Here is a 20,780-nt window from a genome sequence, read left to right as displayed (position 1 = left end):
GCCGCGGCGGTGACCGACACCCCGTCACTGCCAAGTAGTGCCTCCGGTGGTGGCGAAGTGGCCCGCGGGCACTCCTGGACGGCAGGCGGCCCTACCTCGCGGTGTGCGAGTCCTTGTGAGAGTCGGTGCGGGCGACGACGGCCGCCTCCGTGCGGGAGGCGACACCGAGCTTGCGCAGGATCGCCGAGACGTGCACCGACGCCGTCTTGCGCGAGATGTACAGCCGCTCGGCGATCTCGCCGTTGGTCAGCCCTTCCGCGACGAGGCCGAGCACCTGGCGCTCGCGGTCGGTCAGGCCGCCGAGGCCGGACCGGGAGCCCTGACGCGGCGCACGTCGAGGGACGGCGGGCCCTGCGTCGTCGAGCAGGGCGAGGGCCCGGTCCCGCACGTAGCCCGCACCGATCGCCTCGGCCGCCTCGACGGCGGCGGTCAGGAGGCCGCGGGCCCCCGCCGTGTCGCCGCCGTCGAGCCGTGCGCGGCCGTCGCGCCACAGGGCGTAGGGCCGTAGATGAGCCGGCGCGCCGTCGTCGGGGCCGAGGTCAGCGACGGCCGACCAGGGCCCCTCGCCGAGCTCGGCGTCGAACACCGCCTCCCACACCGGGTGGGTGGGCCACACGGCGCACCGCTCCAGTGCGTCGCGATAGGGCACGACGTCGACGTCCCGGCCCTCGTCGCGGGCGCGGGCCAGCACTCGTCCGGCCACCCCGAGCAACGAGAGGGCGTACGGGATGGCGCCATCGTGGTGGTCGGTGACGATGCCGACGAGGTCCAGTGCGTCGTCGAGGTCGTCGCGCACGAGGGCCAGCTCGGCCAGCGTGGTGCGGATCCGGTAGCGGACCTGCGTCTCGATGCGCTCGTGGCGCATCCACACCGGACGGTGGCGGCGGGCCATCGCCAACGCCCCGTCGACGTCACCGCGCCACAGGGTCAGCCACGTCCACCGTTCGGCGAGGTACACGGCGAACGTGCTGGGCTCGACCTGGGTCGTGGCCTGCTCGTACCAGGCGTCGGCCTCGCTCCACCGGCCCATCATGACGAGGGCCTCGGCCACGTTCCCCTCGAGCATGGTGCGGCTGACCATGCCCGCACCTCTGCGGCGGGCACGGTCGGCGCCCTCCGCCGCGAGCCGGAGCGCGTCGGCGTACCGGCCGAGCTTGATGAAGGCGTCCGAACCGTTCGTGAAGTACCGACTGACGGCGTGCCAGTCGTCCCCGGCCAGGTCGCGGGCCGCCACGAGCTCGTCGACCGCGACCAGGTCGCCGGTGTTGATCCGGGCCACGGCGCGGGTGTTGTGCAGGATCGACGCGGTGACCGCGTCGCCCGACGCCGTCGCCACCTCGAGACCGCGCGTCGCGGCGTCGATCGCCTCGTCGGCCCGGCCGGCGAGCATCGCGGTGCGTGCCTGCGCGCGCAGCAGCCACAGCCGGGTGTCCGCGTCGTCGGCAGGGGCGATCTCGAGCGCCTCGGACAGCAGGTCCTGACCGGCGGGGTCGCCGGTGCGCAGCGAGTACAGGGCCACCTGGCCGAGGGCCTGTGCACGTCCGCCAGGGTCGCGGGCCGGCCACTCGACGAGCGCCTGACGGCCGAGCGTCAGTGCGCGGTCCGCACGGGTCGCGAGCTGCTGCGTGTCGGCGACCCGCAGCAGCAGGTCGTGGTGGGTCGTGCCGGTGACGGCCTCGGCGTCCTCGACGAGCTCCCAGAGCTCCAGGGCTCGTTCGCCGAGTGCCGCCGCCGTGGAGACCGCGGCGTCGTGCCCGGCGGCCGCGTGGGCGGTGACCGCGGCGGCGAGCGCCTTGCCGGGGACCCGGGCCCGCCACCAGTGGTCCGCGATCTCGGCGAGCCGAGGCACGGTCCGGGGGCCGCTCGCGAGCGTCTGCGCGTACCCGGTGTGCAGGCGACGGCGCTCGGTCGGCAGGAGCTCCGCGTCGACGGCCTCCTGCATGAGCGCGTGGCGGAACCGGTAGCCGTCCGGCTCGGCGAGCAGCACGAGGGCGTCCACCGCCTCGCGTGCGGCAGGCTCGGCGGCGGCGAGCGCGTCGTCGCCCAGCACGCCGGCGAGGACGTCGTGGGTGGCCCGTGCGCCGGCGGCCGCGACGAGTCGGCAGAACTCCTGCGCCCCGGCCGAGAGCTGGGAGTAGCGCAGCAGCAGCACGTCGCGCAGGGAGGTCGGCATCTCCGCGTCGAGGCAGCGGGCGAGCTCCTCGACGTAGAAGGGCACACCCTCGGAGCGTTCGACGAGATCCGCCAGGGCGGTGGTGTCGAGCGCGACGGGGCTGCCGCCGTCGGGCACCGTCCGGGCGAGCTCGGCGACCTCGGGCGCACCGAGGCGCGGGACCTCGACCCGGGTGACGAGCCGCGCCCGGTCCAGCTCGGCGAGGGTGGTGCGCAGCGGGTGCCGGCGGCCGACGTCGTCGCTGCGGTAGGTGGCCACCAGGCACAGGGCTGTGGTGCGTGCCGCGCGGGCCAGGCGGGACACGACGGCGCGGGTGACGTCGTCGGACCAGTGCAGGTCCTCGACGACGACGAGGACCGGCCGCTCGGTGGCGAGCGTCGTGAGGAGGTCGGCCAGCACGTCGGGTGCGCGCCCGGTGCCGACGTCGGGGCGGACGTCGACGAGCTCGGGCAGGACGGCGCCGAGCGCGTCCGCGGCCGGGCCGGCGGCGGCGAGGGCGTCGGCGGGCCCCAGGGCGGCGACGACCTCGCGCAGCACGCCTTCGACGCCCGCGTAGGGGACCGGGCCGGAGCCCGAGTCGGCGCACTGTCCGCGCACGACGAGGACGTCGTCGCCGACGGCGGCGAGCAGCTCGGTGACCAGGCGGGTCTTGCCGATCCCCGCCTCGCCCGACAGCAGCACCGTGTCGCCCTGGCCGTGCCGGGCCGACGACAGGGTGCCGCGCAGCGTGCCGAGCTGGTCGGCGCGGCCCACCAGCGGAGAGGGTTCGAGGCTCACCTGGTCATCGTGCCAGGTGGCGGCGTGGTCGCCCCGGACCGGGGGCACGGCGGTGCTCACGCCGTGCGGCGCCACAGCAGCGTGAGGCGGTGACGTTCCGCCCGAGGCTCCCGTCGCCCCGTGGCGCGCTCCGGCTCTGCGGTGCGGCGCTCGCGTGCCTGACGCACCTGCTCGGCACGTCGGGCGAGCTCGGACTCCTGGCGGCGGTAGAGGGTGTGGTGCTCGATCGGGTGCATGATCGCCTCCGTGACTGTCGTGCCGGGCCGGGTGACCCGTCGTCGACCAGCCTCGACGGGTGAGGCAGGCGCGTGGATCGGGCAGGTGCCCGGTTCTCGGCGCACCGCAAGGCCCTCGAGCGGTCTGAGGTACCTCACCGGGCCGGTGGGCGGCACTCGTGGTTCTGTCCGTCGGGACGCGTAGGATGGCACTCAACGATCGAGAGTGCTAAAGGTACGGCCACGCACGAACGCCAGGGTGCTCGGCGGAGGGAGGCGCAGGAGAGTGAGCGAGGAACGTCGTCTCGAGGTGCTGCGCGCCATCGTGGAGGACTACGTCACGACGCGGGAGCCCGTGGGCTCGCGCGTGCTGACGGAGCGCCACCGCCTGGGTGTCTCGCCCGCCACGATCCGCAACGACATGGCGGCGCTCGAGGAGGAGGGCTACATCGCCCAGCCGCACACGTCGGCCGGGCGCGTGCCCACCGACGCCGGCTACCGGCTCTTCGTCGACCGCCTCGCCGAGGTGCGGCCCCTGACGATCCCGCAGAAGCGCGCCATCGAGACGTTCCTGTCCGAGGCCGTCGACCTCGACGACGTCCTCGTGCGGGCCGGGCGGCTGATCGCCCAGCTCACCGGGCAGGTCGCCGTGGTGCAGTACCCGTCGCTGCGGCGGTCGGGCCTGCGCCACCTCGAGATCGTCCCCGTGGGGGAGGGACGCCTGCTCGTCGTCGTCATCACGGACACGGGCCGGGTCGAGCAGCGCTTCTGCGAGCTGCCCGGCACCGCCGACGGCGGGAGCCCGCTGGCCGAGGCGACGCTGGCCGAGCTGCGCGCCCGGTTCAACGCCGCGGCGGCCGGCAAACGGCTCGCGGACCTCCCCGTGGCGTTCGCCGCCGTGGTGGAGGCCGTCGGCCCGGACCTGGCGGGTGTCGCCGGTGCCGTGGCCGACCTGGTGGTCGACACCCTCGGGCAGGAGAACGAGGAACGGATCGTGCTCGCGGGCACGGCGAACCTCGCCCGCTCCGAGGCGACCTTCGAGCAAGGGCTGAGCCCTGTGCTGGAGGCGCTCGAGGAGCAGGTCATCCTGCTGGGGCTGCTCACCGAGATGTCGAGCGACGGCGTCGGTGTGCGGATCGGTCACGAGAACCGGCTGGACGGCCTCACCGAGGCATCCGTCGTCGTCTCCGACTACGGGTCGGGCGGCGACCCCGTCGCGTCCCTCGGCTCGATCGGCCCGACCCGCATGGACTATCCCGGCACGATCGCCTCGGTGCACGCCGTGGCCCGCTACCTCTCCCGCGTGCTGCCGAGCTGAGCCACGCGGAAACCCTGACCAGACCGCGTACGTCACCGAAGAGAGAACTGTGACCGACTACTACGAGATCCTGGGCGTCGAGCGCGACGCCTCTCCCGAGCAGATCAAGAAGGCATACCGCAAGCTCGCTCGCGAGCTGCACCCGGACGTCGCCGGGGCTGCCGGCGAGGAGAAGTTCAAGGACGTCGCCCGCGCGTACGAGGTGCTGTCGAACCGCGAGAAGCGCGAGCAGTACGACCTCGGCGTGGACCCGACCGCGCCGGGCGGGGGCGCCGGCGGCGGCTTCGGCCAGGGCTTTGGCTTCCAGGACATCTTCGAGACGTTCTTCGGCGGTGGCCAGGCCTCCGGCCCGGTACCGCGCGCGCGCCGCGGCCAGGACGCGCTGGTACGCATGGACATCGACCTCGTCGAGGCCACGTTCGGCGCCAAGCGTGAGCTCCAGGTCGACACGGCCGTCGTCTGCGGCACCTGTGGCGGCAACGGCTGCCGGCCCGGCACCGACGTGCGCACCTGCGAGGTGTGTCACGGCCGCGGCAACGTCCAGCGCGTGGCCCGGTCCTTCCTCGGGCAGGTCATGACCACGGCGCCGTGCGCCGCCTGCCAGGGCTTCGGCACGGTCATCCCCGAGCCGTGCGCCGAGTGCTCCGGCGACGGTCGCGTGCGCTCGCGCCGCAGCCTGACGGTCAACGTCCCGGCCGGCGTCGACACCGGCACGCGGATCAAGCTGACGTCCCAGGGGGAGGTCGGCCCGGGCGGCGGTCCCGCCGGCGACCTGTACGTCGAGATCCGCGAGCGGGCGCACGACGTCTTCGTCCGCCGCGGCGACGACCTGCACTGCACCCTGCCCGTGCCCATGACGGCGGCGGCGCTCGGGACGGTCCTCGAGCTCGACACCCTCGACGGTGCCGAGGAGATCGACCTGCGCCCGGGCACCCAGCCGGGCCAGATCATCACCCTCAAGGGTCTCGGCGTCGGGCACCTGCACGGCAACGGCCGGGGTGACCTGAACATCCACGTCGAGGTGCAGGTGCCCACGGAGCTGAGCGAGGAGCAGTCCGCGCTGCTGCACCAGCTCGCCGGCCTGCGCGGTGAGGAGCGGCCCGAGCCACGGCTCGTCGCGGCGCACCCGGGTGTGTTCTCCCGCCTCAAGGACAAGCTGAGCGGCCGCTGAGGTGAGCGCGCCCGTCTTCCTCTCGGCGGACGACCTGAGCAGGGTCGCACCGGGCGAGGTCTACGTCCTGGGCGGTGACGAGGGCCGCCACGCCGGAGTCGTGCAGCGCCGCGGACCCGGCGAGACCCTCGACGTGGTCGACGGCGGCGGGACCCGGTTGCGCGGCGTCGTCGAGTCGGTCGACGGTACCGACGTCCGCCTGCGGGTGGCCGAGCGTGCCACCGAGCCGGCACCCGGCGTCGTCCTCACGCTCGTCCAGGCGCTCGCCAAGGGCGACCGCGACCAGCTCGCGGTCGAGGCGGCCGTGGAGGTCGGGGCCGACGCCGTCGTGCCGTGGCAGGCGGACCGGTCCGTCGTCGTCTGGCGAGGCGCCCGGGCCGCGAAGTCCCGGGCGCGCTGGGAGTCGACCGTGCGCTCCGCCGTGAAGCAGGCGCGCCGGGCGCACCTGCCCGCGGTGTCCGAGCACGTCACGACCAAGCAGCTCGCGGCGCGCACCCGTGAGGTCGCGGCCGCCGGGGGTACCGTCGTCGTCCTCCACGAGGAGGCGACGACGGCGCTCGCGGACGTCGCGCTGCCCGCGGCCGCCGAGCGGGCCTCCGGGGCCGTCGCGCCCGAGCTGCTCGTGGTCGTGGGGCCGGAGGGCGGGATCGGTGAGGCCGAGCTCGCGTCGCTCGTCGCGGCGGGCGCGACCGCGGCACGCCTCGGCCCGCACGTGCTGCGCACCTCGACGGCCGGACCCGTCGCCGTCGCACTCCTGAGCGAACGTCTGGGCCGGTGGCGGTAGCGTGGACGGTATGACCGACACCACTGATCCCGAGTGCCTGTTCTGCAGGATCGTCGCGGGCGAGCTGCCAGCCGACGTCGTCGAGACCACCGAACGCGTGATCGCGTTCCGCGACATCGACCCGCAGGCTCCTGTGCACGTGCTCGTCGTGCCCAAGGAGCACCACGGTGACGTCTCCGTGCTCGCCGCGGCGGACCCCGGCCTGCTCGCCGAGGTGGTCGAGGTCGCCGACACCGTGGCGCACGACCTCGCCGACGGGCAGTACCGGTTCATCTTCAACTCCGGCCCGCGAGCGGGCCAGAGCGTCTTCCACGTGCACGGGCACGTCATCGCCGGGACCCAGCTCGGATGGAGCCCCGCCTGAGCATGTCGACCTCTGCCGCCTCCGATCGGCCCCCGGGCCAGCAACCTGCCGGGTACACCGCCGAGCACCGCGTCGTCGTCCCGGCCCACGTACCGATGGTCGCCCTGCTGGGCAGCCGCGACTCCGTGCTCCGCGCGGTCGAGGACGGGTTCCCCGGCGTCGACGTGCACGCCCGGGGCAACGAGATCTCCGTGCACGGCCCGGCCGCCGAGGTCGCGATCGTCTCCCGGCTGCTGGACGAGCTCGTCGAGGTCGTCGAGTCCGGGACGCCGCTCACCCCGGACGTCGTCTCGCGGTCCGTGGCGATGCTCACGGCCAAGACCGTCCAGCTCCCCTCCGAGGTCCTGACCTTCGACATCCTGTCCAGCCGGGGCCGCACGATCCGGCCCAAGACCGTCGGGCAGAAGCGCTACGTCGAAGCCATCGACGCGAACACCATCACGTTCGGCATCGGCCCTGCCGGGACCGGCAAGACGTACCTGGCGATGGCCAAGGCGGTCCAGGCCCTGCAGGCCAAGCAGGTCAACCGGATCATCCTGACGCGCCCCGCCGTGGAGGCGGGCGAGAAGCTCGGCTACCTGCCCGGGTCGCTCAGCGAGAAGATCGACCCGTACCTGCGGCCGCTGTACGACGCGCTGCACGACATGGTCGACCCCGACTCGATCCCCAAGCTCATCGATTCCTCCACGATCGAGGTCGCCCCGCTCGCGTACATGCGGGGCCGCTCGCTCAACGACTCGTTCATCGTCCTCGACGAGGCGCAGAACACCTCTGCGGAGCAGATGAAGATGTTCCTCACCCGGCTCGGGTTCGGCTCCACGATGGTCATCACCGGTGACGCCACGCAGGTGGACCTGCCGGGTGGCACGACGTCGGGCCTACGGGTCGTGGAGGACATCCTCACCGGCGTCGACGACGTGGAGTTCTGCCGTCTGACGAGCTCCGACGTCGTGCGGCACCGGCTCGTGAGCGACATCATCGACGCCTACGCGCGGTGGGACACCACGCGGCCCCGCGGCGACGGCGCCGGCCGGGGGAGCCGGAACGACCGAGGGGGACGCCGGTGAGCATCGAGGTCAACAACGAGTCGGGCCACGAGGTCGACGAGGCGGAGTTCGCGGCGCTGGCCCGCTTCGCTCTCGACAGCCTGCACGTGCACCCGGCCAGCGAGCTGTCCGTCCTGTTCGTGGACACGGCCACGATGACGGACCTGCACGTGCAGTGGATGGACGAGCCCGGCCCCACCGACGTGCTCTCCTTCCCGATGGACGAGCTGCGCCCCGGCCGCCAGGGCGAGGAGGCACCGCCGGGGACGCTCGGCGACATCGTCCTGTGCCCGGACGTGGCGGCGCAGCAGGCCAAGGCGGCGGGCCACTCGACGGTGGAGGAGCTGCTGCTGCTCACCACGCACGGCATCCTGCACCTCCTCGGCTACGACCACGCCGAGCCCGAGGAGGAGAAGGAGATGTTCGCGCTGCAGCGACGCCTCCTGCTCACCTTCCTCGCCGGGCGGTGACGGGCGCGGTGGATGCTCCCGACGTCGTCCTGTGGATGACGCTCGTCGTCGCGCTGATGCTCTCGGCGCTGCTCAGCGCGGGGCGGACGGCGGTGCAGCGGGTGACGCGCGCGTCGCTGGCTGACGCTCTCGCCGAGGCGCTCGCCGGGGACGACGACGGTCCGGCGGCTCCCGCACGCACCCGCCGGATCCGGCGTGCGCAGCAGCTGGCTGCCGACCCGGGCGTCCCGGTGTCCCTGGGTCTGGTCGGGGTCCTCGCGGAGGCCGTCGCCGTGGGCTCTTTCGCACTGCTCCTGGCCGACTGGTTCGATGGGTGGTGGGAGGCGCTCCTGGGCGTCGCCGTCGCCGGGCTCGCCGCCGGGGTGCTGCTGCTGCGGTTCAGCCCGCGGACGTGGGCGCACCACCACCCGGCGCGGGCCCTCATCACGCTGGGCGGCCCGCTCGCCGCAGTCCACCGGGCCGTGGACTGGGTCCCGCGGCGACGCGCACCCGGCGAGGCGCCCGCCCCCGAGACCGACGAGCTGCGCGACATGGCCGACAGGGTGCGGGAGAACGAGGCCATCGAGGCCGAGGAGCGCGAGCTGCTCCGCTCCGCCCTGGAGCTCGGCGGCACGCTGGCGCGCGAGGTCATGGTGCCCCGCCCCGACATGGTCACGACGAGCGAGGACACGTCGCTGCGCAAGGCGATGCGCCTGTTCCTGCGGTCCGGCTTCTCCCGGGTCCCCGTCGTGGGCCGGACCGTGGACGACCTGGTCGGCGTCGTCTACCTCAAGGACGTGGCCCGGCTGCTGGACGCCGACCCGTCCGCCGAGGACAGCCCGGTCATCGACCACGTCCGTGCGCCGGTGTTCGTCCCCGAGTCGAAGCCCGCCGACGACCTGCTGCGGGACATGCAGGCGCGGCGCTCGCACATCGCGATCGTCGTCGACGAGTACGGCGGGGTGGCGGGCCTGGTCACGGTCGAGGACATCATCGAGGAGCTCGTCGGCGAGCTCACCGACGAGCACGACACGGCGCCCGAGCCGGAGCCGGAGGACCTCGGCGACGGGCTGTGGCGCGTGCCCGCGCGGCTGCCGGTCGACGAGCTCGGCGAGCTGTTCGACCTGCGGCTCGACGACGACGACGTCGACACCGCCGGCGGCCTGCTCGCCAAGGCGCTCGGCAAGGTGCCGCTCGCCGGCGCGTGCGCCGACGTCGGCGCGCTGCGCCTCGAAGCCGAGCGCGTCGAGGGGCGCCGCAAGCAGGTCGCCAGCATCCTGGTGCGCAGGAGCACACCCGAAGCAGCGGACGACGACGTCGTGCCGCACGATCAGAAGGACGTCCCCGCATGACGCACGAGATCCCCCACCGGTCAGGTTTCGCCTGCCTGGTCGGCCGGCCCAACGTCGGCAAGTCGACCCTCACCAACGCGTTGGTCGGGGAGAAGGTCGCGATCATGTCGGCGCGGCCGCAGACGACGCGACACACCATCCGCGGCATCGTGCACCGCGAGGACTTCCAGCTGGTGCTGGTCGACACCCCGGGCCTGCACCGGCCACGCACCCTGCTGGGCGAGCGGCTCAACACGCTGGTCCAGGACACGCTCAGCGAGGTCGATGTCGTGGCTTTCTGCCTCCCGGCGGACCAGAAGATCGGTCCGGGTGACAAGTACATCGCGAGCAAGCTCGCTCCGCTGATGCAGGGGCGCAGTCCGGTGCCGGTGGTCGCCGTCGTGACCAAGGCGGACCTGGTGGACCGGGGCCGGCTGGCCGAGCACCTGATGGCGGTCGACCAGCTCGCCCGGTCGATGGAGCTCGACTGGTCGGCGATCGTGCCGGTGTCCGCCAAGGGCGGGTTCCAGGTGGACGAGCTCACCGAGGTGCTGGGCGCGCACCTGCCGGAGGGCCCGGACCTGTACCCGGACGGCGAGCTCACGGACGAGCCCGAGGAGGTCATGATCGCCGAGCTGGTGCGCGAGGCCGCCCTCGAGGGCGTCCGGGACGAGCTGCCGCACTCCCTGGCCGTCTCGGTCGAGGAGATCGTGGAGCGCGAGGGCAGCGGGGACGAGAAGGCCGGCCGGCGGCCGCTGCTGGACGTGCGCGTCACGCTGTTCGTGGAGCGGCAGAGCCAGAAGGGCATCATCATCGGGCGTGGTGGTTCGCGGCTGCGCGAGGTCGGGACCGTCGCACGCGAGGGCATCGAGAAGCTGCTCGGCACGCGCATCTACCTCGACCTGCACGTCAAGGTCGCCAAGGACTGGCAGCGGGACCCGAAGCAGCTGCAACGCATGGGCTTCTGACCGCGCCCGCGGGCGTCGACCGCCCGCCGCGCGGTTCCGGCGAGTAGCATCCGACGGGTGGTGTTCCGGACGATCGCGACGAGCGCAGCGCTGCTGGTCGGCCTGGCCGTCGCGGGTGCCGTCGCGGGACCGCAGTGGGACCCGCAACCGGTCACGGAGCACGTCGTGCCGGCGACCGAGGACACGACGATCGGCGGCGTGGACGCTGCCGCCGGTGAGGTGGGCGGGGTGGGCGACCACGAGGTCCGCACCGACCCGGTGACCATCGAGCTCGACGGTGCGACCGTCGACGGCCTGCTGCGCCGTCCGCTGGACGGCGACGGCGACCTGATGACGGGACGGCCGGGCGTCGTCTTCGTCCACGGTGCGGGCACCGGGCGGGCCGCGGAGGCCTTCGCGGAGACGGCAGCGAGCCTCGCCAGCGCCGGGGTGGTCACACTCGTGCCCGACAAGCGGATGGACACCTACTCGCTGCGTGACCGCGACTACGAGGCCATGGCGCTCGACTACCACCACTCGGTCGACCTCCTGCGTACCGTCGAGGGCGTCGACCCGGCGCGCGTCGGGCTGTACGGCGAGTCCGAAGGCACCTGGATCGTGCCCGTCCTGCAGGCTGACGACCCCACGATCGCGTTCACGGTCCTGACGTCGGCACCCGTCGTGCCGCCCCGCGAGCAGGCGGCGTACGCCGTCGACAACTATCTGCGGAACACCCGTGTGCCCGACCAGGTGTTCCGCGCGATCCCGCGGGCGGTCGGGATGCAGTTCCCCGGCGGCGGCTTCACGTACGCCGACTTCGACGTGCGACCCTGGCTCGCGGCCCAGACGGCGCCGGTGCTGGTGGTGTACGGCGCCGCCGACCCGTCGATGCCCATCGAGCAGGGGGCCCGGATCGTCCTGGCCGACACCGCCGCCGGGCCTGGGGACGCACCCGTCACCGTCCGCTACTACGCGGGTGCCGATCACGGGATCCGTGTGCGTGACGGCGTGCCCGAGGGCGGCGTGGCTCCGCTGCACCGCGACTTCGTGCCCGACCTCGCCGCGTGGATCCAGGGTCAGCCGGGAACGGCGGACGCAGCACCGCAGGTGGCGGGCGCGACCCCTGAGCAGCTCTTCCTGGCGGCCCCCGTGCCCCAGCCGCTCTGGTGGGGCAACGGGGACGTGGTCGTGGCGGCGGTCCTCGGCGGGACGGGTCTGGTGGTGCTCCCGCTCGGTGCGTGGGGCGTCGCGGCACTGGTGGTCCCGCTGGCCCGACGGCGCCGTGGCGGCCCGGTGCAGCCCTTCGCGCCGGGCGTCGGGCCTTCGCTCGTGGCGCTCGGAGCAGGGTCCGTCGCCACCACGGGCGCGTTGGCCGCGTACCTGCTGCTCGTCGCGCGCCTCGCGTTCGACTACCAGCGCAACGACGTGATCGTCCAGGGCGGGTGGGTGACCGTCCGGCTCCTCGGCGTCGCCACCGCGGTGGCGGCAGCGGTTCTGCTGCAGCGCATCGCCGACGTACGCTCGGCACGTCGGGCGGGTGGCGACGTCGTCGTGACCCGCGCAGCACCGGCAGCCGTCGTGCTGTGGTGCGTCGTCGTCGGGTCGGTGTCGCTGCTGCTGACGCTCGCGTACTGGGGTGTCTACCAGCTCGGCATCTGACGCGCCGACACGCCCGATCTGACGTGAGGGGGTCGAGTCGGGTAGAAACGACCCGACCGGTCCCCTCGGTCGTCCACTCATGCAGGGAGTCAGTACCCATGTCCGACGTCGCTCATCCCCGGTCTCCGTTCGCGGACGTCCCGACCCGCGACATCGTGCGCGACGCCATCGCCGCCGTCGCGCTCCTCGTGGCGCTGCCGCTGCCGTGGGACGTGGCGCTCCGGGGGAGCGACCTGCTGTGGGTGGTGCTCACGACGGTGGTCGCGCTGCTGGCGGTCGCCGCTCCGTACGCGCGGCGGGCCGGGCTCGTGCCGGAGAGCTGGTCGGGCGTCGCCGCACCGCGGGCGCGTCTCGTCGGGCTCGCCCCCTACGCCCTCGTGGCGCTCCTCTACGTCGTGCTCGACCTGTTCTCGGTGGGCGACGGGGGGATCGGGGCAGGCCTTGCGCTGGGCATCGCGGGCGCGGTGCTGGCCGCCGCACTGCCGACGTCCCGGGGACTGACCGTGTCGGCGGTGCTGGTGGCGGCCGCCGCGGTGCTGACGCCCTTGATCTCGGTCGTGGACGGTCTGCCCTGGCCGGCCGTGGTCGGGGGCGTGCTGGCCGCGCTGCTCGTGGTCGGGGTCCTGTGGCTGACGGCCGGGGCGTTCCTGCGCCACCAGGACGACGCGGCGGGTCTGGTGCTCCTCGCCGTCGGCGGCGCGGTCGCGCTCGAGCTCGCGCTGCTGGGCGGCGGTGCACGGCACGGCTGGGTCGAGTCCCTGCACGCGGACCGCTACGGGCTGCTCCTGCTGCCGGTGGTCGCAGCGTCCGCCGTGCCGGTGGTCCTGCAGCGGGCGGCGACGCGGGCCGGTGAACCGGAGGAGATCAGCGCGGCCCGGTGGATCCGTGTCGCGGTACGTGCGCTCGACCTGGTCATGGTCGTGGCGGCGTTCGTCGCGCTCGTCGCGATCGTGCGACTCGTCGCCGCGGCGACGGCGGACATCCCGGGGTTCGGTTTCGGTGTGGAGCCCGTCCTGCGCCTGATCGTCGGTGTCGTCGTGGTCGTCATGGCGTTCCTCGCGCGGCGCGCCCTGGTGCGTGACGCGCGCACGGCGCACGCCACCGCCGTCGGCGCCGCCTGCGTGATCGTCGTGCTGGGCCTGGTGATCATCGTGGCGCGTGCCGGTGTCGGCACCCGCTCCCACGTCGAGGAACTCCTGCTGGCGCTCGCGCTGCCGGCGATGGTGCTCGTCGCGCTGCTCGTGCCGCCGTCGGTCCGGAATCTCGTCGGGTCGGGCGAGCCGGCAGAGCCGGTGCGGGACGGGACGTCGACCGGCGAGTGGCAGACACCCGGTCCCATGGCGTCAGCGGTGCCCCTGGGCGAGGTGGCACGCCCCGGGCAGCCCGGCGTCGAGCAGACCGCCGTCCAGCAGCCGGTCGCCGCGCCGTCCGCCGCGCCCGCTGCCGACGCGGGCTCGCGCTGGCGCGGCACCTGGGCGGCCGGGACGGACGCGACGCAGCAGATGGCGCCCGTCGAGGCCGCGCGGTCGGCCGCCGACGACCAGCCGGTCCAGCGGCCGGACCACACCCAGGTGCTCCAGCCCGTGGCGGACGTGCCTGGCTCCCGCTGGACGCCGGAGCGCGCCCTCGACCCGACGACGCCGCTGGCGGACCTCGCCCAGATCGTCCAGGAGGCGCCGCACCTGCGCCCCCACGTGGCGGCGAACCCGTCGACGTACCCGGCGCTGCTCGACTGGCTCGGCGCCCTGGGCGACCCGTCCGTGGACGCGGCGCTGCGGACCCGTCGGTGACCGCTCCGGCGTCTGCGGGCACCGACGTGACGTACGGCACGCTCGGTGTACGGTGGCACTGTGCAGCACGCGGTGAGCCTCCTCCTTCGGTGCCGCGGCGAGGCCTACTAAGAGGCCGGAACCTCGCCGCGGTGGATCGTGGTGCGCCGGCCGATCGTGAGCCCCACACCGAAGGACACCCCTGATGCAGACTGCCGAACCGAACACCACCGGGATCGCCGCCGCCAACCCGCAGCGCCCCTCGGGGATGCCGTACCACCGCTACGTACCGTTCCACGAGCAGATCACCGTGGAGCTGCCGGACCGCACGTGGCCGGACCGTCGGATCGAGAAGGCGCCGCGCTGGTGCGCGGTCGACCTGCGGGACGGCAACCAGGCACTCATCGAGCCCATGGACGCGGAGCGCAAGCTGCGCATGTTCGAGCTGCTCGTGCGGATGGGATACAAGGAGATCGAGGTCGGGTTCCCCTCGGCCTCCCAGACCGACTTCGACTTCGTGCGCACCCTCATCGAGTCGGACCGGATCCCCGACGACGTCGTGATCCAGGTGCTCACACAGTGCCGTGACCACCTCATCGAGCGCACCTACGACGCGATCCGTGGCGCGAAGCAGGCGATCGTGCACATCTACAACTCGACGTCGATCCTGCAGCGGGAGGTCGTCTTCCGCTCCGACATGGACGGCATCGTGGACATCGCGCTGCAGGGCGCCAGGCTGTGCCGCAAGCTCGAGGAGACGGTCCCGGAGACCACGGTCTACTACGAGTACTCGCCCGAGTCCTACACCGGTACCGAGCTCGAGTTCGCCGCACGGATCTCCAACGAGGTGCTTGACGTCCTCGAGCCGACGGCGGACCGCCCGGTCATCGTCAACCTGCCGGCCACCGTCGAGATGGCCACGCCCAACGTGTACGCCGACTCCATCGAGTGGATGAGTCGGAACCTGAAGTACCGCGAGAACGTGGTCCTGTCGCTGCACCCGCACAACGACCGCGGCACCGCGGTCGCCGCGGCCGAGCTGGGCTACCAGGCCGGCGCCGACCGCATCGAGGGCTGCCTGTTCGGCAACGGCGAGCGCACCGGCAACGTCGACCTGGTCACGCTGGGCATGAACCTGTTCGGCCAGGGCATCGACCCGCAGATCGACTTCACCGTGGGCGGCGGCATCGACGCGATCCGCCGGACGGTGGAGTACTGCAACCAGCTCCCGGTCCACGAACGGCACCCGTACGTGGGCGACCTGGTCTTCACGGCGTTCTCTGGCTCGCACCAGGACGCGATCAACAAGGGTTTCGACCACATGGCGGCCCGTGCCGAGGCCGAGGGCAAGGACGTCGACGACCTCACCTGGGGCGTGCCCTACCTGCCGATCGATCCCAAGGACCTGGGCCGCTCCTACGAGGCCGTGATCCGGGTCAACAGCCAGTCCGGCAAGGGTGGCGTCGCCTACCTGCTCAAGACCGAGCACCACCTGGAGCTGCCGCGGCGTCTGCAGATCGAGTTCTCGGCCGCCGTGCAGCGACACACGGACACGGCGGGCAAGGAGGTCACGGGCGCCGACATCTGGCGGATCTTCTCCGACGAGTACCTGCCCGTCGACGCGACGTCGGGCCTGGAGCCCTGGGGCAGGCTGCGTCTGCGGCGCACGCGGACCTCGTCGGCGGAGGACGGCGCCACGCTGCTCGAGGTCGACGTGGTCGACCGGGGCGAGGAGCACACGCTGACGGGTGCCGGGAACGGGCCGCTCGCGGCGTTCGTCGACGCGATCGCCCACGTGGGCCTCGACGTCCGGGTGCTGGACTACACCGAGCACGCCCTGTCGGAGGGCGGGGACGCCTCGGCGGCCGCCTACGTCGAGTGCGCCGTCGGCGACGACGTGCTGTGGGGCGTGGGCGTGGACCCGTCCATCACCACGGCGTCGCTCAAGGCGATCGTCTCGGCCGTCAACCGCGCCGAGCGTCGCTGACCGCCGTCTGGTGTCGGCCGCACCTGGGACAATGGCACGGTGCCCCTGTACCGAGACGACGCGATCGTGCTGCGCACCCACAAGCTGGGTGAGGCCGACCGCATCATCACGCTCCTGACGCGCGAGCACGGCAAGGTGCGGGCGGTCGGTCGAGGGGTGCGGCGCACCTCGTCGCGGTTCGGCGCGCGCCTGGAGCCGTTCATGGCGGTCGACGTCCAGCTGCACACCGGTCGCAGCCTCGACTCGGTCACCCAGGTCGAGACGCTCGGCGCGTACGCCGGCGCGATCTGCGCGGACTACGGGATGTACACGGCGGGTGCCGCGATGCTCGAGGCCGCGGACCGACTCGTGGCCGCGGAGCACGAGCCCGCCGTCCAGCAGTACTGGCTGCTGGCCGGCGGGCTGCGCGCCCTGGCCGGCCGTGCCCATGCGCCGGGCCTCGTGCTGGACTCCTACCTGCTGCGGGCGCTGTCGGTGGCCGGGTGGGCGCCGTCGTTCACCGACTGCGCCCGGTGCGGCGAGCCGGGCCCGCACCACGCGTTCGCGGTCGCCCAGGGCGGGGCGGTGTGCCTGCGTTGCCGCCCGCCCGGGGCGACGGCCCCCGCGCCCGAGACCTTCACGCTCCTGGCCGCTCTGCTCGCCGGGGACTGGGCCGTGGCCGACGCTGCGGACCGGCGGCACCGTTCCGAGGCGGCCGGGCTGGTGGCCGCCTACTCGCAGTTCTACCTCGAGCGCACCCTGCGCTCGTTGCGCATGATCGAGAGAGAGGCCTGATGCCCCGCGCCCCGCAGCAGTACGCCGAGCCGTACCCCCACCCGTCCGGAGCCACTGCGCCGGCCATCCCGGCCGAGTTCGTGCCGAACCACGTCGCCGTGGTGATGGACGGCAACGGGCGGTGGGCGAACGCGCGCGGCCTGCCGCGCGTCGAGGGTCACAAGGAGGGCGAGAAGTCGCTGCTGGACGTCGTCGCGGGCGCGGTGCAGATCGGCGTCAAGCACGTCTCGGCGTATGCCTTCAGCACCGAGAACTGGAAGCGTTCGCCCGACGAGGTGCGCTTCCTGATGAACTTCAACCGCGACGTCATCCGCCGACGGCGGGACGAGATGTCGTCGTGGGGCGTGCGGATCCGCTGGGCGGGGCGCCGTCCGCGGCTGTGGGGCTCGGTGATCAAGGAGCTGCAGGTCGCGGAGGAGATGACCCGTGAGAACGACCGCTGCACGCTGACGATGTGCGTCAACTACGGCGGCCGCGCGGAGATCGCGGACGCGGCCGCGGCGATCGCCCGGGAGGCGGCGGCGGGCCGGATCAACCCGGACCGGGTGACCGAGAAGACGGTGCAGAAGTACCTGGACGAGCCGGACCTGCCGGACGTCGACCTGTTCCTGCGCTCGTCCGGCGAGCAGCGCACCAGCAACTTCATGATCTGGCAGGCCGCGTACGCGGAGCTGGTGTTCCTGCCGGAGCCGTGGCCGGACGTGGACCGGCGGCACCTGTGGCGTGCGGTCGAGGAGTACGCCCGGCGCGACCGTCGCTACGGGGGAGCGGTGGACGCCGCGTCGACGACCTGACACATCGACGCCGGCCGGACGAACCCGCCGCACGATCGCGTTCACGCGCCCTGGGGGCGCTCCACTTCGGGAAGGCGACGATCGTGCGGCGGGTTCGTCCGGCCGGCGTCAAAGGTCGGTCAGCCGTAGATCTCGGCGAGCTGGTCGACGATCGCGGGCACGCCGTCGGCCCAGTCGTAGGACAGCGCGGTGGGCGGGGAGACGGACGACACGGCGACGTTGCCGACGACCTTGACCACGTCGCCGGCCGCGACAGCCGGGATCGCCTGGAGCTCCTCGCCCTCGCCGAAGGTGGCGGCCTCCTCCTCGGTGTAGGTGTAGGCGACCAGGAAGTCGGACTCGAGCTTGTCCAGCTCCTCGTAGGACAGCGTGTAGAAGAACCCGCCGTCCGAGGTGTCGAGCTCGGTCACCGACGGTGCCGAGATGACGCCGAGGCCCTCGAGGATCCCGACACGGGGGTCGGCCGGCGTGTAGACGTACACGAGTCCCTCGGAGGGGGAGTCGACGATCGCGGCGAAGGTCTTGCCCTCGATCTCGGGGTGCTCGTCGGCCAGGTCGCCGATGTAGCTGTCGACGTCCGCGAGCACCTGCTCACCGGCGTCGGAGCGGCCCAGGGCCTCGGCCGTCGTCGTGATGACCTCGTCCCAGGGGGTGGTCCACGGGGTGTCGGGGTAGGCCACGACCGGGGCGATGTCCGACAGCACCTCGTACTGCTCGGCCGTGATGCCCGAGTATGGCGCGAGGATGAGGTCCGGGTCGGCCTCGACGAACTCCTCGTAGGGGACCGTGGCGCCGCCCTCGGCGTCGGTGAGGACGGCGGGGTGGTCGACGCCGAGGTCGTCGTACTCCTGCTCGACCCAGGGGAGCAGGGCGCCCTCACCGACGGTCCAGGACTGCTCGGCGACCGCGACGGGGGTGACGCCGACGGCGAGGGCGGCCTCGGTGGAGCCCCAGCCCCACGTCGCGACCCGCTCGGGCGCGGCCTCGATGACCGTCTCGCCCAGCGCGTGGGTGATGGTGACGGGGAACTCGTCGGTAGCGCCTCCGGTCGCCGCCGTCGCCTCGGTCGTGCCCGCCTCGGTGGAGGGATCGGACGCGCAGGCCGACAGGGCGAGCGCGCCGACGGCGGCGAGACCGACGGCGGTGGTCAGGGAACGGTGAAGGCGCACGGGTACTCCTCGGTTGCTCGCGCTCGGAGCGCGAGGGACGGCTAATGAGGCAAGGCTAACCTCACTGGCTCACGACGTGGAACCCTGGAGACCGCTTCGTGAGCAATCGGTGATGTGAGGTCGCTCACGAGGTCGGTTCGGTCGACCCGTCCGGAGCCGGCGTGCCGTCGGGCCGATGGTGCCGCCCGACAGGCACGATCATCGGGCTGCCGGCGACCGGGTCCGGCACGACCCGGGCGTCCAGCCCGAAGGCCGACAGCACCGTGGCCTCGTCCAGGACCTCCGCCGGAGCCCCCTGCGCCACCACCCGTCCCGCGCTCATCACGACCAGGTGGTCGGCGTAGCGGGCGGCGAGGTTGAGCTCGTGGAGCACCATCACCACCGTGGTGCCGCGCTCGCGGTTGAGGTCGTGCAGCAGGTCGAGCAGCTCCACCTGGTGGGTGACGTCGAGGAACGTCGTCGGCTCGTCCAGGAGCACCACGTCGGTCTCCTGGGCGAGCACCATCGCGATCCACACGCGCTGACGTTGGCCGCCGGACAGCTCCGCCACGGGCCGGTCGGCGAGGTCCGCCACGCCCGTCGCCTCGAGCGAGCGCTGCACCACGACGTCGTCGTCGCTGCTGTGCCGCCCGAACCAGCCTTGATGGGGGTAGCGGCCGCGGGAGACGAGCTCGGCCACCCGGACGCCGTCAGGGGCGATCGACGACTGCGGCAGGACGCCGACGAGGCGGGCGAGCTCCTTGCGGGGCATCCCGGTCACGTCGCGGTCCCCGAGGGTCACGCGACCGGCGGTGAGCGGGTGCAGCCGTGCCAGCCCACGCAGGAGCGTGGACTTGCCGCAGGCGTTCGGCCCGACGATCGCCGTGACCACGCCATGGGGCAGCGTGAGGTCGAGATCGTCGATGACCGGGTGGCCGTCGTACCCGATGGACACGCCGTGCGCCGAGAGGTCGCCGGCTCGGGTGCTCGGGCCGTTCGGGGCGTCGGAGGCGCGTGCCACGTCGATGCCGTGCGGGATGTCGATCATGCGCGAGTTCTTCTCTCGTGGGTGGCGAGCAGCCACAGCAGGTAGGGGGCGCCGACGATGCCCGTGACGATGCCGGTCGGGGCGGCGACCCCGAGCAGACCGTGCTGGGCGACGATGTCGGCAGCCAGGACCAGCGTGGCACCGGTGGCGACGGAGACGGACAGGGCAGGCCCGCCGTCGTCGGTGAGACGGCGGGCGATGGCCGGTGCGACCAGCGCGACGAACGCGAGCGGCCCGACGGTCGCGGTGGCCAGGGCAACGAGCCCCACGGCGACGAGGAGGGTGATGACGCGGGCGGAGTCTGTGGCCACGCCCAGGCCGCGCGCATGGTCGTCCCCGAGAGCGAGCGGGTGCTGCCAGCGGGAGACGACAGCGGCGGCGACGGTCAGGGCGACCAACCCGCCGCCCAGGACGGCCAGCTCGGCGCCCCGGACGTCCGCGACGCTCCCGACGGTCCACACGAGGGCGGCGGCGGCGTCGCGCTCCCCGGCGCTCGCGAGCATCCACGCCAGCACGGAGGAGGCCAGGTAGGCGAACCCGACGCCGACCAGCACGAACCGGATCGAGTGCAGGCCCTGGCGCCAGGCGAAGAACCAGATGAGCAGGGCGATGGTGGCCGCCCCGACGAACGCCCCTACCGAGACGGCCAGGCCCGACATGCCGAGGCCCAGCAGCACCGCCACGGCACCGACCGAGGCGCCGCTGGCGATCCCCAGGATGTCGGGGCTGGCGAGCGGGTTGCGCAGGGTCGACTGGAAGAGCGCGCCAGCGAGGCCGAACGCGGCGCCGGCGAGCAGGGCGGTGGCGACCCGGGGCAGCCGCAGGCGCTGGACGACGAACAGGTCGCCGTCGTCGCCGATCCCGAGCAGGGCGAGCAGGGCGCGCCCGGGTGGGAGGGAGGCGGCGCCGAGGGTGAGTGCCAAGGTGGTCAGGACGACGACGAGCACGGCGAGGGAGGCGAGCACGGCGACCCTGCGGCGGTGGCGACGGCTGCGCACGTCCTGGGCCGCGGTGAGGACAGTCATC

The 20,780-nt window shown here is 73.3% G+C and carries 18 protein-coding genes; 13 read left to right on the top strand and 5 right to left on the bottom strand.

All coding sequences use genetic code 11. The features are described from left to right. Positions 1 to 91 precede the first annotated feature (91 nt). Together ACWAT2_RS02830 and ACWAT2_RS02825 are read right to left on the bottom strand one after the other, a co-directional pair. Positions 92 to 2,950 (bottom strand): helix-turn-helix transcriptional regulator, encoded by a 2,859-nt coding sequence (locus tag ACWAT2_RS02830; RefSeq protein ID WP_402371195.1) that lies wholly within the window; start codon positions 2,948 to 2,950, stop codon positions 92 to 94. Between the two features lie 56 nt (positions 2,951 to 3,006). Continuing rightward, positions 3,007 to 3,186: a hypothetical protein gene (locus tag ACWAT2_RS02825; protein WP_402371197.1), complete on the bottom strand. Its 180-nt coding sequence runs from the start codon at positions 3,184 to 3,186 to the stop codon at positions 3,007 to 3,009. 265 nt (positions 3,187 to 3,451) lie between these two features. Between ACWAT2_RS02825 and hrcA the strand changes: the two genes are divergently transcribed. The 13 genes from hrcA to ACWAT2_RS02760 all read left to right on the top strand — a co-directional run bounded on the left by hrcA (position 3,452) and on the right by ACWAT2_RS02760 (position 17,558). After that, positions 3,452 to 4,483, top strand: a complete 1,032-nt coding sequence (hrcA, locus tag ACWAT2_RS02820) for a heat-inducible transcriptional repressor HrcA (protein ID WP_402371199.1) — start codon at positions 3,452 to 3,454, stop codon at positions 4,481 to 4,483. A gap of 49 nt (positions 4,484 to 4,532) precedes the next feature. Further along, positions 4,533 to 5,654 carry a molecular chaperone DnaJ gene (gene dnaJ, locus ACWAT2_RS02815; protein ID WP_402371202.1) on the top strand — a complete coding sequence of 374 codons (1,122 nt, stop codon included), beginning with the start codon at positions 4,533 to 4,535 and terminating at the stop codon, positions 5,652 to 5,654. A 1-nt stretch (position 5,655) separates the two neighbouring features. Beyond that, positions 5,656 to 6,438 carry a 16S rRNA (uracil(1498)-N(3))-methyltransferase gene (locus tag ACWAT2_RS02810; protein ID WP_402371205.1) on the top strand — a complete coding sequence of 261 codons (783 nt, stop codon included), beginning with the start codon at positions 5,656 to 5,658 and terminating at the stop codon, positions 6,436 to 6,438. A gap of 10 nt (positions 6,439 to 6,448) precedes the next feature. Further along, positions 6,449 to 6,802, top strand: coding sequence for an HIT domain-containing protein (locus ACWAT2_RS02805; RefSeq protein WP_402371207.1), 354 nt, complete (start codon positions 6,449 to 6,451; stop codon positions 6,800 to 6,802). A 2-nt stretch (positions 6,803 to 6,804) separates the two neighbouring features. Further along, complete coding sequence (locus ACWAT2_RS02800) at positions 6,805 to 7,869, top strand: PhoH family protein (protein WP_402371210.1); 1,065 nt, start codon at positions 6,805 to 6,807, stop codon at positions 7,867 to 7,869. Further along, positions 7,866 to 8,318 (top strand): rRNA maturation RNase YbeY, encoded by a 453-nt coding sequence (ybeY, locus tag ACWAT2_RS02795; protein ID WP_402371212.1) that lies wholly within the window; start codon positions 7,866 to 7,868, stop codon positions 8,316 to 8,318. Before ACWAT2_RS02800 ends, ybeY begins: the two co-directional genes overlap by 4 nt. Before the next feature lie 8 nt (positions 8,319 to 8,326). Next, complete coding sequence (locus ACWAT2_RS02790) at positions 8,327 to 9,649, top strand: hemolysin family protein (protein ID WP_402371214.1); 1,323 nt, start codon at positions 8,327 to 8,329, stop codon at positions 9,647 to 9,649. Then, entirely contained in the window at positions 9,646 to 10,596 is a 951-nt protein-coding gene (era, locus tag ACWAT2_RS02785; protein WP_402371216.1) for a GTPase Era, read from the top strand. Before ACWAT2_RS02790 ends, era begins: the two co-directional genes overlap by 4 nt. A gap of 57 nt (positions 10,597 to 10,653) precedes the next feature. Continuing rightward, entirely contained in the window at positions 10,654 to 12,234 is a 1,581-nt protein-coding gene (locus ACWAT2_RS02780; RefSeq protein ID WP_402371218.1) for an alpha/beta hydrolase family protein, read from the top strand. Between the two features lie 98 nt (positions 12,235 to 12,332). Next, complete coding sequence (locus tag ACWAT2_RS02775) at positions 12,333 to 14,024, top strand: DUF7937 domain-containing protein (RefSeq protein ID WP_402371220.1); 1,692 nt, start codon at positions 12,333 to 12,335, stop codon at positions 14,022 to 14,024. A 184-nt stretch (positions 14,025 to 14,208) separates the two neighbouring features. Beyond that, complete coding sequence (gene leuA / locus ACWAT2_RS02770; protein WP_402371222.1) at positions 14,209 to 15,990, top strand: 2-isopropylmalate synthase; 1,782 nt, start codon at positions 14,209 to 14,211, stop codon at positions 15,988 to 15,990. A 39-nt stretch (positions 15,991 to 16,029) separates the two neighbouring features. Further along, positions 16,030 to 16,764, top strand: a complete 735-nt coding sequence (recO, locus tag ACWAT2_RS02765) for a DNA repair protein RecO (protein ID WP_402371225.1) — start codon at positions 16,030 to 16,032, stop codon at positions 16,762 to 16,764. Next, a complete protein-coding gene (locus tag ACWAT2_RS02760) occupies positions 16,764 to 17,558 on the top strand; it encodes an isoprenyl transferase (protein ID WP_402371226.1) in 795 nt (264 codons plus the stop codon). The genes recO and ACWAT2_RS02760 overlap by 1 nt, the downstream gene beginning before the upstream one ends. A 119-nt stretch (positions 17,559 to 17,677) precedes the next feature. Here the strand turns inward: ACWAT2_RS02760 and ACWAT2_RS02755 are convergent, their stop codons facing one another. The 3 genes from ACWAT2_RS02755 to ACWAT2_RS02745 form a co-directional block, all read right to left on the bottom strand. Next, entirely contained in the window at positions 17,678 to 18,727 is a 1,050-nt protein-coding gene (locus ACWAT2_RS02755; RefSeq protein WP_402371229.1) for an iron-siderophore ABC transporter substrate-binding protein, read from the bottom strand. Between the two features lie 124 nt (positions 18,728 to 18,851). After that, complete coding sequence (locus tag ACWAT2_RS02750) at positions 18,852 to 19,754, bottom strand: ABC transporter ATP-binding protein (protein ID WP_402371231.1); 903 nt, start codon at positions 19,752 to 19,754, stop codon at positions 18,852 to 18,854. Next, a complete protein-coding gene (locus ACWAT2_RS02745; RefSeq protein WP_402371233.1) occupies positions 19,751 to 20,779 on the bottom strand; it encodes a FecCD family ABC transporter permease in 1,029 nt (342 codons plus the stop codon). Before ACWAT2_RS02745 ends, ACWAT2_RS02750 begins: the two co-directional genes overlap by 4 nt. Position 20,780 lies beyond the last annotated feature (1 nt).

This window comes from Isoptericola sp. GX10416 (assembly GCF_056590155.1).
Note: the sequence above shows the minus strand (reverse complement) of the source record. Positions and strands in the feature narration are given on the sequence as shown.

What these genes read in the sequence shown, in the direction of transcription:
- ACWAT2_RS02800 (WP_402371210.1), top strand. Translation starts at nt 6,805, where the DNA reads ATGTCGACCTCTGCCGCCTCCGATCGGCCCCCGGGCCAGCAACCTGCC.
- ACWAT2_RS02760 (WP_402371226.1), top strand. Translation starts at nt 16,764, where the DNA reads ATGCCCCGCGCCCCGCAGCAGTACGCCGAGCCGTACCCCCACCCGTCC.
- ACWAT2_RS02805 (WP_402371207.1), top strand. Translation starts at nt 6,449, where the DNA reads ATGACCGACACCACTGATCCCGAGTGCCTGTTCTGCAGGATCGTCGCG.
- leuA (WP_402371222.1), top strand. Translation starts at nt 14,209, where the DNA reads ATGCAGACTGCCGAACCGAACACCACCGGGATCGCCGCCGCCAACCCG.
- ACWAT2_RS02745 (WP_402371233.1), bottom strand. Translation starts at nt 20,779, where the DNA reads ATGACTGTCCTCACCGCGGCCCAGGACGTGCGCAGCCGTCGCCACCGC.
- ACWAT2_RS02750 (WP_402371231.1), bottom strand. Translation starts at nt 19,754, where the DNA reads ATGATCGACATCCCGCACGGCATCGACGTGGCACGCGCCTCCGACGCC.
- ACWAT2_RS02825 (WP_402371197.1), bottom strand. Translation starts at nt 3,186, where the DNA reads ATGCACCCGATCGAGCACCACACCCTCTACCGCCGCCAGGAGTCCGAG.
- era (WP_402371216.1), top strand. Translation starts at nt 9,646, where the DNA reads ATGACGCACGAGATCCCCCACCGGTCAGGTTTCGCCTGCCTGGTCGGC.
- ACWAT2_RS02775 (WP_402371220.1), top strand. Translation starts at nt 12,333, where the DNA reads ATGTCCGACGTCGCTCATCCCCGGTCTCCGTTCGCGGACGTCCCGACC.